The 15,583-nt window shown below is 41.0% G+C and carries 11 protein-coding genes; 5 read left to right on the forward strand and 6 right to left on the reverse strand.

Annotation, left to right across the window (positions count from 1 at the left end; genetic code table 11):
- The first annotated feature begins 8 nt into the window (after positions 1–8).
- From BWD47_RS17990 to mrcB, 5 genes are all read left to right on the forward strand, one after another.
- On the forward strand, positions 9–1,247 hold the full coding sequence (locus tag BWD47_RS17990; RefSeq protein ID WP_036966426.1) for a diguanylate cyclase domain-containing protein: 1,239 nt from the start codon (positions 9–11) through the stop codon (positions 1,245–1,247).
- Positions 1,248–1,419: 172 nt separating this feature from the next.
- Positions 1,420–1,758, forward strand: coding sequence for a P-II family nitrogen regulator (locus BWD47_RS17995; RefSeq protein WP_036966429.1), 339 nt, complete (start codon positions 1,420–1,422; stop codon positions 1,756–1,758).
- 9 nt (positions 1,759–1,767) lie between these two features.
- Entirely contained in the window at positions 1,768–2,997 is a 1,230-nt protein-coding gene (locus tag BWD47_RS18000; RefSeq protein ID WP_036966432.1) for an ammonium transporter, read from the forward strand.
- A gap of 165 nt (positions 2,998–3,162) precedes the next feature.
- Positions 3,163–3,324, forward strand: a complete 162-nt coding sequence (locus BWD47_RS18005) for a YqaE/Pmp3 family membrane protein (protein ID WP_074989046.1) — start codon at positions 3,163–3,165, stop codon at positions 3,322–3,324.
- Between the two features lie 94 nt (positions 3,325–3,418).
- Complete coding sequence (gene mrcB / locus BWD47_RS18010) at positions 3,419–5,743, forward strand: penicillin-binding protein 1B (RefSeq protein ID WP_075594426.1); 2,325 nt, start codon at positions 3,419–3,421, stop codon at positions 5,741–5,743.
- Between the two features lie 422 nt (positions 5,744–6,165).
- Here mrcB and BWD47_RS18015 read toward each other — a convergent pair whose 3' ends face one another.
- The 6 genes from BWD47_RS18015 to BWD47_RS18040 form a co-directional block, all read right to left on the reverse strand.
- Complete coding sequence (locus tag BWD47_RS18015; protein WP_075594427.1) at positions 6,166–9,093, reverse strand: TonB-dependent receptor; 2,928 nt, start codon at positions 9,091–9,093, stop codon at positions 6,166–6,168.
- Between the two features lie 519 nt (positions 9,094–9,612).
- On the reverse strand, positions 9,613–10,893 hold the full coding sequence (gene hemL, locus BWD47_RS18020) for a glutamate-1-semialdehyde 2,1-aminomutase (protein ID WP_075594428.1): 1,281 nt from the start codon (positions 10,891–10,893) through the stop codon (positions 9,613–9,615).
- Positions 10,894–10,965: 72 nt separating this feature from the next.
- Positions 10,966–11,982, reverse strand: a complete 1,017-nt coding sequence (locus tag BWD47_RS18025) for an aspartate carbamoyltransferase (protein WP_036966441.1) — start codon at positions 11,980–11,982, stop codon at positions 10,966–10,968.
- A gap of 105 nt (positions 11,983–12,087) precedes the next feature.
- Positions 12,088–12,522, reverse strand: a complete 435-nt coding sequence (locus BWD47_RS18030; RefSeq protein ID WP_036966443.1) for a CopD family protein — start codon at positions 12,520–12,522, stop codon at positions 12,088–12,090.
- A gap of 20 nt (positions 12,523–12,542) precedes the next feature.
- Complete coding sequence (locus BWD47_RS18035; RefSeq protein ID WP_036966445.1) at positions 12,543–14,225, reverse strand: chloride channel protein; 1,683 nt, start codon at positions 14,223–14,225, stop codon at positions 12,543–12,545.
- Between the two features lie 79 nt (positions 14,226–14,304).
- Positions 14,305–15,534 carry a transporter substrate-binding domain-containing protein gene (locus BWD47_RS18040; RefSeq protein WP_075594429.1) on the reverse strand — a complete coding sequence of 410 codons (1,230 nt, stop codon included), beginning with the start codon at positions 15,532–15,534 and terminating at the stop codon, positions 14,305–14,307.
- Between the last annotated feature and the right edge of the window lie 49 nt (positions 15,535–15,583).

Here is a 15,583-nt window from a genome sequence, read left to right on the forward strand (position 1 = left end):
AAGTTGCGATGCAAAGAGTGTTAGTGGTTGAAGACAGTAAAGTAGTACAGCAGGTGTTACGTCACTTGGCTGCCCACTATTTAGATGTGGATGTCGACTTTGCGTGGTCTCTAAAAGAAGGCATTTCCTTAATTGCTAAGCATGAATATACCTTGGCGCTTGTAGATTTAACCTTGCCCGACGCGATGAATGGTGAGGTGGCTAAATACACACTATCAAAAAATATCCCAACAGTGGTTTTAACCTCAAAGATTGACGAATACATTCGCCAACAAATGTTAGAGCTGGGTGTGGTTGATTACGTTGTGAAAGATAATAGAGACTCTTATCACTACGCTATTAAACTCGTTGCGCAGTTACTGCGTAATCATGGTTGTAAGGCGTTGGTTGCTGATGACTCTGTACTTAGCCGCACGTTAATGAAACAAATGCTCGAAAAACAGTTGTTTGAAGTAAGTGATGCCCACGACGGTGAACAAGCATTGCAAATGCTCAAAGACGATCCTGAAATTAAATTGTTGCTCACAGATTATGCCATGCCAACAATGGACGGTTTTGAACTTGTTAAAGCGGTACGTAATTTTAGAGGCCGTGATGATTTAGCCATTATTGGGTTATCGGGGGCGGGCAAACACGGCTTATCTGCACGCTTTATCAAATATGGTGCAAATGACTTCTTAACAAAACCTTTTATGAACGAAGAGTTCCATTGCCGTGTTATGCAAACCATGGAGCAACTCGCTTTAATTGCCGACATAAAAGAAAGCGCATACCGAGATCACTTAACGGGTTTGTATAATCGTCGTTATTTTTATCAATATGCAGAAAAAGTACTGAAACATGTTGAGCAAGACAATGTGCTTGCCTTATTAGACATCGACTTTTTCAAAAATATTAATGATCAGTTTGGTCATGAGGCGGGCGATCAAGCATTAAAACAGGTCACTTCATTCTTAAAAACAAAATTTGATGACTTTACGATTGCACGTATTGGCGGCGAAGAATTTGCGGTTGTGCTGGACAATATGGGGCTTGAAAAAGCAGAGCTGAGGTTGAATACCTTTAGAGAGCAACTGGCCGAGCACGCGTTTTCTATCAATGGCGAGCCTTATTCATTAACCATGAGTATAGGGATTACGCCATTTTCTAAAGTATCACTGACTGGTGCTATGCGCTTAGCAGATAAAGCGTTATATCAGGCAAAACAGCAACAACGTAATTGCGTGGTTAGCTTACAGTCCAATTAAGTGCACCAGTGCTGGTAAATTGTTAAAAAAATGCACCATGAGGGTGCATTTTTTTTGTTTGAACGTCGTGGCTATCTCTTAACTTATTGAAATTATTTAATAAAAAATAGTGGCACAAAGGTTGGATTACATAAACCAACAGGATAACAATAAGCGTCCGAAGGGGGCCACTATGAAAATGATTAGTGCAATAATAAAGCCATTCAAACTTGATGATGTACGTGAAGCGTTGGCTGATTTAGGCATTGAGGGGATGACAGTTGTCGACGTTAAAGGCTTTGGCCGTCAACGTGGTCATACTGAACTATATCGTGGAGCTGAATACCAAGTCGATTTTATTCCAAAGATCAAACTTGAAATTGCAACGCGTAGCGAAAATTGTCAACGCGTCGTTGATACCATCACAAAAATTGCTTCAACAGGCAAAATCGGTGACGGCAAAATTTTCGTTTACGACCTAGACCAAATTGTTCGTATCCGAACGGGCGAACTAGACGAAGAAGCAATTTAAGGGGGATTTATGGAAAACACGATAGTAGAGTTGAAGTTCTCGCTCGACACATTTTACTTTTTAATGTCGGGTGTATTAGTCATGTGGATGGCAGCTGGTTTTGCCATGTTAGAAGCAGGTTTAGTTCGTGCAAAAAATACAACAGAAATACTAACTAAAAACGTTGCACTGTTCTCTATTGCTTGCACTATGTTCTTACTGGTGGGTTACAACATTATGTATGTTGATAACGCAGAAGGGGGTTTTGTTCCTTCGTTTGGTGCTTTAATTGGCACGCAGGCGTCAGATGCTAATCACTCTTTAGAATCTGATTTTTTCTTCCAAGTGGTATTTGTTGCAACGGCGATGTCTATTGTATCGGGTGCCGTAGCTGAGCGTATGAAGCTATGGGCATTCTTAATCTTCGCGGTTATTCTAACTGGTTTTATCTACCCAATTGAAGGTTATTGGACATGGGGTGCCGGGTTCTTATCAGAAATGGGCTTTGTTGATTTCGCAGGTTCGGCCATTGTACATGGTGCAGGCGCTGCAGCAGCATTAGCAGGGGTTCTTTTCTTAGGCGCTCGTAAAGGTAAATACGGTAAAAACGGTGAAATTTACCCAATTCCAGGTTCAAACCTACCACTGGCAACACTGGGTACATTAATTCTGTGGATGGGTTGGTTTGGTTTTAACGGTGGTTCACAACTGCTGATCTCTGATGCTGAAAACGCCACCGCTGTAGGTAAAATTTTCCTTAATACAAATGCTGCCGCTGCCTGTGGTGCAATTGCCGCATTGGTTGTCTGTAAAGTGTTATGGGGTAAAGCCGATTTAACAATGGTGCTAAATGGTGCATTAGCAGGTCTTGTAACGATTACAGCTGAGCCAGCGTCACCTTCTCCATTGCTAGCATGTTTACTTGGTTTATTAGGTGGCTCACTTGTGGTGTTTAGCATTGTTGCACTTGATAAAGCGAAAATTGATGACCCAGTTGGCGCTATCTCGGTTCATGGTGTGTGTGGTGCATTAGGTATCATGTTAGTGCCTTTATCAAACTCAGATGCAACCTTTGTTAATCAGTTAATTGGTTTAGTGTGTATCTTAGGTTTTGTGTTCATCACGTCATCAATCGTATGGGCAATTCTGAAAAATACCATGGGTATCCGTGTTACCGAAGAAGAAGAACTAAGCGGTATGGATCAACATGACTGTGGTATTGATGCTTACCCTGAGTTTGTATCAGTTCGCAGTAACTAATTTTAATGCGTGTGCCCAGCGCACACGCTAAATAATATCATTGTGTGTTCAAATCAAAGCTCTACTATTGGTAGAGCTTTTTTGCGTTAAAAATAAGTGTTTTCTTATAGGCGAGAGGTGGTTTTATTGACTATGCTGATAACACTTAACTAAAAAGGGAAAAACATGGATAACAAACTGTTACTAATCATTTTATCGTTATTTTTACCGCCTGTTGCGGTATTTCTGAAAGCGGGCGTAGGTAAAGATTTAATCATCAATATTATTTTGTGTTTTATCTTTTTCATCCCCGCTGTCATTCACTCACTTTGGTTGTGTACACGCTAACCGAGTTTAAGTGACTGTTAATTTTGCAGGTGTTAGTATTGCGCTGTTATGCAAAATATAACCCTGTAAAATTAACTGACCAATAGCGAACTCAATGGCTGATAAAAAAACTCCTGCAAAAAAGTCGTCAGGTAAAAAAACGACGGCAACGAAACGTTCAACTGCAAAGCGTTCAAACGCATCTCAACCGACAACTAAAGTACGCGTGCTTCGAAAAATGTGGTCAATTTTTTGGAAGCTTTCGTTGGCTGTGGTCATTACCATGGTGCTTTATCTTATTTATTTAGATGCCAAAATTACCCGTCAGTTTGAAGGCAACAAATGGCAACTTCCCGCCCAAGTCTATGCGCGCGCAATGAGCTTTTACCCAGGACAGTTCTTGTCTCAACAAGAGGTTGTTTGGGAGTTAAATCGTTTAAATTATTCGTCAGTAAATAAACTAAGTCGTACAGGTCAGTATGTAAAATCAGCTAACACCATTAAAGTATATCGCCGTGAATTTGAGTTTTACGATGGCCTTGAAGAGGCTCATGTTATTGAGCTGCGTTTTTCTGGGCAAAAGTTAGCAACCATTAAAGATAAATTCGGTCGTCGTTTAAACACCGCGCGCCTAGAGCCGGTGCAAATTGCGCGCATTGGTAACGACTCAAAACAAGACCGTGAATTTGTCCCGCTAGATAAGTTTCCAGCGATGTTAAAAGACACGCTGCTGGTGGTCGAAGATCGTAATTTTTATCAACATCACGGTGTGTCTGTTTGGTCAATAATGCGCGCTTTATACAGTAATATTAAAGCGGGTAGAACCGTGCAGGGTGGCAGTACGCTGACTCAGCAATTAGCAAAAAATATATATTTAACGCGTGAGCGTTCATTAGTGCGTAAATTTAATGAAGCATTAATAGCACTGATTTTAGATTACCGTTACAGCAAAGATGAAATTCTCGAAGCGTATTTAAACGAAGTGTACTTAGGTCAGTCTTATAACCAAGGTGTACACGGTATGGGGCTTGCCGCTGATTTTTATTTTTCAAAGCCTGTCGATGAACTTGAGTACGACCAAATAGCGCTACTTGTTGCCATGGTAAAAGGCCCATCGTATTACAACCCTCGTCGTTACAGTGAACGCGCCATGGAAAGACGAGATTTAGTATTGCGCTTAATGGTGGAGAACAAACTCATTGATACGCGTGAATATCGCGCCGCTTTAAAGCGTCCAATCGACATTGCACCTATGAAAGACAGCCTGCAAAAGTCGTATCCAGGTTATTTAGAACTGGTTAATCGTGAACTAAAACGATTACTGCCCGATCAACAGGTATTAGATGCGGGTGTGCGAGTTTTTACCTATTTTGACCTTCAAAAACAAACGGCGATGGAAGAGTCGATAGAAGCAAGTCTACCTTACTTAGAAAAACGCCCTAAAACAGAAGAACTTGAAGCAGCCATGATCTCTGTAAATGTTGAGAAGGGGGGGGTATCGGCACTCGTAGCAGGCCGAGATGTGCGTTACTTTGGCTTTAACCGTGTACTTGATACAAAACGTAACATTGGCTCGTTAGTGAAACCCGCCGTTTATTTAACGGCCTTTGAAAGCGGAAAATTTAATGTAGCAACTTTAGTGGATGATTCACCACTACAAGTAACAAATGAACAAGGAAAAGTGTGGCAGCCTGAAAACTTCGATAAGCAATTCCGAGGCCCAATGCCACTCTATAAAGCGTTTAGTAACAGTGTAAATATCCCAGCGGTCAATACGGGGTTAGATGTAGGTGTTGATAAAGTGGCTGATACACTGAAGCGCTTAGGCGTTGATGAACGTATCGAACAATACCCGTCACTGTTATTAGGGGCGTTAGAGCTTTCAAGTTTTGAAGTGGCTCAGCTTTACACAACGCTTGCGGCAGATGGGCAATATCGTGAGCTTACGTCTATCTCAGCGTTAACAGACTCGGTTGGTAAAGTACTTTATAAACATGATGTTGAATCGCAGAAGCGTTTTGATGATGCCTCTGTATACATGACAAAATATGCCATGAAGCGGGTAACAAAAGATGGCACTGCTAAACGTTTGAATGCCCACTTTCCATCTATTCAACTGGCTGGTAAAACGGGTACAAGTAACGATTTACGTGATAGCTGGTTTGCAGGCTTCGATCAAAATACAGTGACGGTGGCATGGATTGGTCGCGATGATAACAAGAGCACGGGGTTAACGGGCAGTGTTGGCGCACTTGAAGCCTATATTCGTTATCTTAAACCGCTCAATCCTGAAGCGATAGCTGACACGCGTCCAGCATCAGTTCGCTGGGCATTCATTAATGAAGAAACCGGACTACAAGCACCGCCAGGCTGCGGCAAAGTAGTGCAGTTACCAATTCGCGCCAGTGAGTTTGAACCACGGCCGAACTGCCAGCGTTAAAAGTTTTTCATTGGTGGCTAAATGGAGGCAGAGCAACTGCCAAGAGTAACTAATTACTGGAACTTGGCTTAAAATAGCTCTTTTAATTAAGCAAATTGGTATACAGCATTTTAAAGAGTACTTGCAGAGTTTTAAGAATTTCGTATGAATGCTGTTTTACCTAAATTAGTTTTTAAAGACGAGTAATTTGAAGTAGAGAAAAGTTTAATAGAGTTAAATAGTTAAACTTAGATACGCTTATCACCAGCCTCTTTGTAAAAGTACTAGCTTAAAACTATATAGAGTAGTTAATTCATACTCATAATAGAGAGGGAAAATCATATTTTTATTGAATACAGAGTCACTTAAAACATTAAAAATGAAATAAAAGCCTCATTGAGAGGCTTTTAGGTTATCTACTTATCTTGTTCAATTAACTGAGGTTAAAAGTCGTAAGAAGCAGATATTTGGACTCGACGAGGAGATTGATAACTTTGCGGTAGACCGAATGTTGCACTGTCATCACCAGCCGCTATTTCAGCGACTTCGTCGTAACGAGTTGCTGTAGCTGCATCAAATACATTGAAAATATCTAATGCGAAGCGCACTTTTTGGTCATTGAAATGCAAGTTGTACGTAAAGTTAAGATCTAATCGAGCTGTCCAGGGAGTTGTTCCCATGCTGCCGCGAGGGTAGCGTTTATCACCTACATAATAGGTATCGCCATAATCATATAAGTCTGGGTTTGGTGTATAGCCCGCACCTAATGCTGTCCAAGGGCGACCAGAAGAAACATTTAAGTTTGCGCCTACTAAGAAGTCTTCAGTAACTGCGAATGCACCGTAAACTTTAATATTGTGACGACGGTCTGCAGGTAAGTTACCGTTAGCACCATCCATAAGGTAAGGGTAATCCCAATCTTGTGTTAAACCAGCATCATCTTGACCATTATCAGATTTAACAAAACCTTCAGTGTTACCGTAGTTATGTGACCAAGTGTATAGTGCTTTTAAAGACCAAACACTGTCCCAGCTTTTCTCAATAGATAGGTCAACGGCAGCGTATCGACGTTTAGCTTCAGGATAACCTAGCTCTTCGGCGGTGAAACTGTATTCTTCAGTTACTCCATCACCATCTAGGTCAAAGTTAAATGTTGCACCATTTCCTGGGTTAAATAAGAACCAATTTTCACCAAGTTTTTCACCATCTTCATCAGTGAAGATATATGAGCCATCATCAATTTGATTGCCAAGTGTGCGGTATGTCCCTTTGATGCTCCAAGACCAGTCATCATTTATAGCCGCTTGATAACCTACAATAATTTCATCATTGTACATTGGCTCAAGATCTTTATCTGCTAAGGTATTTGATGGTTTTGCAGTACCATCACCCCCGTTTGAAATCGCAGGTTCACCTAACTGGTTACTTAGACCAATTGGAGTACCGTCAGCATTTAAACCTTCATATTCATACCAAGTTTGAATATAGGTTTCTGCGCCAGCTAAACGAATGTTCGTGTTTGCTGCAACAGGTAAATAATAACGTCCAGCAGTAATAAATAACTTACTGTCACCATCACCGTTGATATCCCAAGATGCACCTAATCTTGGTGCAATTTGGTTATCAATAGAAACAAACTCGTCACCATCAGCATTATAGTTTGTGAAGCTGTCATTACGAAGCCCTAAGGTAAGCGTTAAGTTTTCAGTAACGGCCCATTGATCTTCAAGGTAAATAGCCCAGTTTTCAACTTCAAATTCACCGCCATTACTATAATTACGTACGCGGGTTGTCTTCATATCCTCAGTAAGAACATAACCATTTGGGAGACGAGCACCTTCTTCGTATGTTCTGTAGTAGTAGTAAATACCGCCTGAGTTGATTGTCGTTGCATTCGATGAATTGGTTTCTGAGTCATAACCAAATCTTAGCGTATGCTCATCATTTAAGTACCAATCAAAGTCGACGCGCAATTGCTCGCGCTTATCTTCGTTAGCACCAACAGTGAAGTTTACATAACAAGTAGTATCAACACCTAAGTCTGCATCATAGCCAGTAGGGCAGTCATCAAAATCTGAATAATCAGTTTCTGAAAATTTAACTTCACCGTACATTGCAGACATGCTTAAGTCATCAGTCAAGTTACCTGTATAACGTACTGCAAAACTTTCACCACCGCGCTTGTGATAAGCTGTACCGCCGTCTAAAGTGTAGTTACCAGTGCCATTAGGATCTTCGATTGTGCTTTCTGAGTATGTGCGTTCATCACTAAATCCCCAGAGCATTAATTGATGATCCTCATTAATGTTCCAGTCAATACGCGCTAGATAATAAGGGTCATCATCTTTCTCTTTTGTTAGAGAGGTTTGAGAAGCGTTACCGTACTCTGTTTCATTATCACGGAATGTATAAATACCATAGAAGAAAAGTGTATCTTCAATCAACGCACCTGATGCATAAATATTTGTTTCAAATGAGTTTGCATAGTCATCTTGGTTGTTAACAAATAAGTCACCGATACAGTGGCCATCAGCATCCTCACAACGCTCATTTTGTAAGTAAACCGAATTTGGTGCTTGTTCTCTTAATGAATCAGGCGAATAAATTGATTCAACACCAAAGTGAAAGTCATTAGTACCTGATTTTGTAACTGCAGAGATTAAGCCACCCGTTGTTCGACCAAATTCAGAAGAATAGCCGCCAGTTTTTATCTGAAAACTATCGTAGGCTGAGAATGGGATGGTTGCACCGCCTAAGCCATTACGAAAGTTAGTCATGTTCAAGCCATTTACGTAATAAGCATTTTCGGCGACAGATGAGCCACCAAATGATGCTTGATCACCAAAGCGACTATCACCTTCAGTTGCACCTGGCGCTAGTAAAGCAACCGATGTTAATGAGCGAGCAACTGGTAATAATTCAAGTTCTTCTGAGCTAATGTTTAATGATGATTCAGTAACAGAAACATCAACGGCACGAACTGCACCACCTACAACGGCGATACGTTCAATATTACCTTCGACTAATGGAATTTCGAGAAGGGCTGTTTTACCTACACCGATGATTACATCATTTATCTGTGCTTTTTCAAACCCAGCTTGTGACACCACTACATCATATTTACCAACAGGTACTTGGTTAAGGTTAAACTGGCCATTTGCATCTGCAGTAAGTGTTTTTTCATAACCTTTGCTTTTATCACTAATAGTAATTGTTGCGCCAGCTAAAGAAACACCTGATTGAGTTGTAATATTACCTTTTATTGCCCCATTAACATTATCAGCCATAGCAGGCATAGCTGCACTTAAGGTCATCGCAACGGCTGCAGCCGTGAACGAACGCTTAAATGTTTTTGAAAAGTTGTTTTTCATTGAGATTTCCCTGTGAAAATTTAATTGTAAATTGTTGTTATTTGTTAATAACTTTCACGCCTTGTATTTTTTTATTTGTGTTTTTCACTTTAAATAAAAGGGTGAAACAAATTGGTAACATGGCGGGAACATACAGATCAATCTTTTATATTATAAATACGATAAACCAACAAAAAAACGCCTTGGAACGATCTAATTTTTATTTATAATGTTTATTTACACATAAAATAAACATATGTAACTATATGTAATTGCTTTAATTTTTTCTTAATTATACTTTAAGTTATTTTAAAGTAAGGTTTTAGGTTCAAGTTTGCGAGTAGATTCTTTTATAAAGATAACAATCAGGAAGGAGAAGGTTTTTATGTATAAAATATGTTTTATTTGTAATTTATAATGTGTTTTTATCTGATTTTTTTGTATTGCTTATCTGATTATTAAGCGGATCATGATGTGACAAAAGAGATGAAGTTACTATTAGGATTAAGACCACCTTAAATAAGGTGGTCTGTTCAGATATTATAATTTAGCGAAAGCTCGCTCTGCTGCTGCAATGGTGTCTGCAATTTCTTTTTCAGAATGCTCTGCACATACAAAGCCTGCCTCAAATGCAGAAGGTGCTAGGTATACGCCTTCATCAAGCATTAAGTGGAAGAACTTTTTAAAGCGCTCTAAATCACACTCTGTTGCTTGTTGGTAGCTGGTTACTTTCTCTTTATCAGTAAAGAAGAAACCATACATGCCGCCAGCATAATTGGTTGTTAGGGGAATGCCTGCTTTTTTCGCTGCTGCTTCAAAGCCGTCACATAACGCTTTGCTCTTAGCTTCAAGTTCATCATGTAAACCATCAACACTTAATAGCTCAAGCGATTTTAAGCCGGCAGCCATGGCTATTGGGTTACCTGATAAAGTACCTGCTTGGTAAACCGGACCAACGGGCGCGATATAATCCATGATTTCTTTTTTACCGCCAAAAGCACCCACTGGCATACCGCCACCAATAACTTTACCAAGGCAAGTAAGGTCTGGTTTGATGTTGTAATATGCTTGTGCGCCCCCTAAAGCAACACGGAAACCTGTCATCACTTCATCAAAAATAAGCACTGACTTGTACTCATCACACACCTCACGTAGACCTTCTAAAAAGCCTGGTACTGGTGGGATACAGTTCATGTTGCCAGCAACTGGTTCAACGATGATACAGGCAATCTCGTCGGCGTATTTGGCAAAAATGGCTTTTACTTCGTCTAAGTTATTAAACGACACCGTTAATGTGTGTTTAGCAAAATCCTCTGGAATGCCCGGTGAGTTAGGCACGCCCATAGTCAATGCACCTGAACCTGCTTTAACAAGCAGTGAATCAGCGTGACCGTGGTAACAGCCTTCAAACTTTAATATTTTGTCACGGCCAGTGAAGCCACGAGCAAGGCGAATCGCACTCATTGTTGCTTCAGTGCCTGAGCTCACCATACGTACTTTTTCGATTGATGGAACAAGCTCTTTTACTTTTTCGGCCATTAAAATTTCGGCTTCAGTGGGGGCACCATAGCTTAAGCCATTTTCAACTGCCTCGAGTACTGCCTGTTTAATAGCTGGGTGATTATGCCCCATGATCATTGGGCCCCAAGAACCGACATAGTCAATGTAGCGGTTACCATCGGCGTCGAACGTAAACGGACCTTCGGCTTTGGTGATAAAAAGAGGGGTGCCGCCTACGCCATTAAATGCACGAACGGGTGAGTTAACACCGCCTGGGATTGATTCTTGCGCGCGATTAAAAAGATCTTGGCTAATTGTCATGAATAGTCCTATTTGGTTGTCACGTTAAATGAGAGGTTTGCAAGGGCTCAAGCGAGCCCTAAACGTAGATTATTAGCTGTTACGTTTACGGCTAAACCACGGTACGTTGACTTCATATTGCTCAACTTTGTCAGCAACATCTAAGGTCAGAGCAAACAAGGCCATGCGAATTAATACGCCGTTTTGAACTTGGCGGAAAATTGCAAGGTTATCGTTGCTGTTTAAATCGTTATCAAGCTCGTTTGCTTCTAAACGGCTGTCACGTGGGAGTGGGTGCATCAGTACTGAATTTGGCTTACAGTGTGTGTTGTAAATTGCTTGGCTGATACGGAAACCACCACGGTATTTGTTTGCTTCTTCTTGCGAAGGAAAGCGTTCTTCTTGGATGCGGGTTTGATAAACAATATCTGCCGCAAGGTTGCCTTCCATTTTGTCAACCAGTTGAATTTTATGACCCGCATTATCAACAGCATCTAAAACATAGTCTGGCATTTGTAAGCCGTCAGGCGCGACCATTGAAAATTTAATGTCTTTATAGTGGCACAGTAATTTAGATAACGAGTGAACAGTACGGCCATATTTTAAATCACCAACAAGGGCAATGTGCATACCGTCTATTGGTTGATTAAAACGCCCCAGTTCACGTTCGATAGTTAATAAATCGAGTAGTGCTTGAGTGGGGTGTTCATTAGGACCGTCACCGCCGTTAATGACAGGTACATCACAGCCTGTTGCAAACTCGGCTACCGAGCCTGCATCTGGGTGACGCATTGCAACGGCATCAGCATAAGCTGAAATAACACGTGCTGTGTCGTACAGTGATTCACCTTTGGCTAACGCTGAGCTTTGCATGCCCGTAGTTTCACGCACTAAACCACCGAGTAGATTAAAGGCGGTGCCAAAGCTGACACGTGTTCGCGTGCTTGGCTCGAAGAATAAATTAGCTAATATAGCGCCTTCTAACACATTGGTGCGCTTTTGCTTTTTAGCATAGGGCTCCATTTTCTTAGCAACTGCAAAAATACGTTCAATACAATCGCGATCAAGTTGATTGACCGACAGGATATTTTCACCTTGGAAACTTAACATGGGGCTTGTTCCTAATCACATTTATAAAGGCGCTGACACTCTGTATGGGAGGTCGCATAAATTTGCGCCGTACTATAGCAAATTTTTAGCGTACACAGCAGCAAATTATAAGCTAGGTTTAATAATTGCTAATGCGACAATCGCCAATAGAATCAGCACCGGAATTTCATTAAAAATGCGATAAAAACGATCGCTACGTGTGTTGCGATCATGCTTAAAATCAGCCAATAACTTAAAACAGTAGGCATGGTAGATATATAAGATAATAACGAGCACTAACTTATAGTGAAGCCACATGCTGTATTTGAACCATTCACGGCCATATTCAACAATTGTCAGTACCCCAAAAACCAGTGTTAATACCGCAAAAGGGGTAACGAATAACAGTAAGCGTCGCTCCATTACTTTTAACATTGAGTTACAGGCTTTTTCTTCGCTCATGGCGTGGTAAACAAATAATCGTGGTAAGTAGAAAATACCAGCGAACCAAGCAATCATAAAAAATACATGAAACGTTTTGTAAATTAATAGCGCACTCATTTATTGATCCATTTTAATTGTTATAACAGGCTATTGCGTATGGTCAGAATATGTCTAATTTGGTCCCAACGCAAAAGCCCCATAATTTGCTGATTATCAAGTAAGTTATATATATACACCGCACCGCTTCGTTTATCTTTAAGCAAGTCAAAGGCATCCGCGAGTGTGGCTTGGCTACTTAAACCTGCGAGACTGACATATTTAATATTACTGTTTTGATCTGACATCAAGCTCAAGTCATATTCTGCTAGGCGATAGCCATTTTCGTCATCGTGAACAATTAATGGTGTTTGACTGTCAATGGCATCGAGAGATGCTTTTATTTGTTCTTTATCATCGCTGTATAGCAGTTTGAAATGCTCATCCATTTCTTCCATCACACCCACTTTTTGCAACGCCTCGGTTGCTGGCGAAATTTGATATTCAAGTCCTTGGAAATCCAGTTGTTGCATAAAGATAGAGCGGTTACCAAAGAATTGCAGCGCGGTAACATACGCTGTTGAGATAACGAGCATGGCAGGCACAATAATCTCAGGACTTGAAGTTAGCTCCATCACGGTTGTAAGTGCGGCAAGCGGCGCATGTAAGGTGGCCGCAAGTAAGCCTGCCATTCCAAGCATGCTGTAAGTACCTGCAATATCAACCCCTGGGCTAATAAACTGCGCAAAAAATGCCATTAACGTGCCCATAAGTACGCCTAATCCAATCACGGGGCCAATAATACCGCCGGGTATCCCCAAGCCAATAGCAAATAAAGTTGCTAATAGCTTGGCAATTAAAATGGTCGTCAAAAACTGCACATCATCGGGTGATTCAATGGCAATGGTAATTGCACTCATACCAGAGCCCATCGCATGCGGCACCATGTAGGCAATTAAACCTGCAATTAACCCTGCAAGTAATAAACGTGGAAACATGCTTAATGGTTTAAAAGTGCGAATGATCAACATTAAGTTTTGATTAAACGCATACGCAACTGCTCCCAGCGCCATACCAAATAAGATTAAAAATGGGTAATGCCAGCCACTGAGTGGGTTCATGGTAATAAGCGCCAGTTCAGATGCATCACCAAACACAAATTGGGTGGCGAGTGCGCCTGTCACCGCGGCAAGCATAATTGGCACAAATATGTGTACTTTGTATTCCCTAAGTACGACTTCCATTACAAAGATTACCGCAGCAAGTGGGGTATTGAATGAGGCTGCGATACCCGCTGCAACACCGCAGCCAGTCAGGGTTCTCATGGCATTGTGGGGTAAATGCAATTTATCGGCAAGCAAACTTGCACCCGTTGCTCCCATGTGGACAGAAGGACCTTCACGACCCACTGAAAAACCACTAATTAACGCCAACGCTCCACCAACAAATTGGTTAACGGTGTTGTACAGTGGCATTTGGCCATAATGCTTTTTGATTCGGTGAATTACAAAGGGGATCCCTAAACGGTAGTGTTTAAAACCCGTTAATGCGGCAAATAAAGCAATTAATAAGGCAGCGCCGACAGGGAGTAATACACGTTCAAGTGTGGGAAGAGTCGTAAAGTCGTCAGGTTTTTCTAAAAATAAGCTTTGGAAAAACATGATCGTGAGGCGAAATAATATGATCAACACTGCCGCAATTAGTCCCGCACTTACACCAAGTAAGCACAATTGCACAGATGTTTTAGGCTTTGCTAATCGACGCCTTAGCCTTTCAAGCCACATGCATTCTTCCTCACAGCACTTTTGAGCCTGAAGTTTAGCAAATCAAACTCGCTAAGTCGTTGGGATTTTATAAATTTATCTAGTTTTTGGGTAAATTTGACTGTTTTATGTTGTCTTTGTCTAGTTGCCTTTTTAATTCGGGTAGCCGTGCTTTAATTGCTTTTGATAGTTCAGGTATCAGCGCTGCGTGTTTTTTATTTATCACGGTATTGACTGCTAACTGACGTAATACGATTACGTGAAATTCTTTTTTTAAAGAGGCTAGTTCATTTTCAAGTGCGGGATACAGAATATAATTTATTCGTTTTTTTCTTAATAAATCAAGGCTGTGATTGAGCGCTTCGTTGTGCGTAATACGCGCTTTAATATCAAACTCACTTAAAAGCTCAGTATTGCCAGTGGTGCTGATAATATTCTTGCTAGGATCGTACAATATTTCTCGACTGCAAGGTAACGCTTGTCGGCATAATAATACAATGTTTATCACGCTGAGACTTGGCTCTACGACAACGACATTTTCAAACTCTTTAATAATACTTTTAGCTCTGACAACGTCTGCATCAATGATCCCCGCGTTGAGCAACAAAAGCCCTCTTCGTGCAGGCGTTGCTTGTATTTGGGTTTTAATGCCAATGTCATCATATATTTGGCTAATGAACTCATTAAACGGTGAGATACTCGGTATGTCTATATAGGTTAATAGCAGCTTTTTTGGTTTTGTGTAGACCATCGTTTCGAGGTTATTGATGCTAAATAACGATTGTAAACGCGTGGCTTTTTCGCGGTTTTCAGGCGCATTACGAATGCCTATCACTAAAGGGGAATCGACAAACTGGCTAACAATATGGGGTTTAGACACATTTTTCTGCGTGGCAAAGTAGTTGAATACTTCAGGGGCTGCAATGGCAAAGTTTATTTGGTTTGTCTGAAGTAAGTGAAAAAGCTCTTCATCATTTGCGGCGCGAATAATACTGCTTTCGTAAGCTTGAATGACCTTTTCAACTTCATCAGGGTAAATATAAGCACCAACGATACCCACTTTACTTTTACTAAATAGTTGCTCAATGCTTTCATAGTGTTGCACGCTACTTTGGCTGGTCATCACAGCAAGTTGTGAAGTTAAAATGGGGGATGAAGCAATAAACCCTGCTTGTATCTCAGAAAGCCACGCGGGATAGTAACCTAGATACCCCGGTTGCTCTGCTTTTTTTAGTGCATCTTGCCACGGTAAATATTCCACGCTTAGCGCTATCCCTTCTGCGGCAAGTGAGTCTCTTAATAAGGCGATTGCATCTCCGCCATTGGCCATTTTACTGCTCGCATAAGGCGGCCATTCTAACGAGATTATTTTCCATGTT

It is taken from the genome of Pseudoalteromonas sp. PAB 2.2 (assembly GCF_001938575.1).
GTDB lineage: Bacteria > Pseudomonadota > Gammaproteobacteria > Enterobacterales > Alteromonadaceae > Pseudoalteromonas > Pseudoalteromonas lipolytica.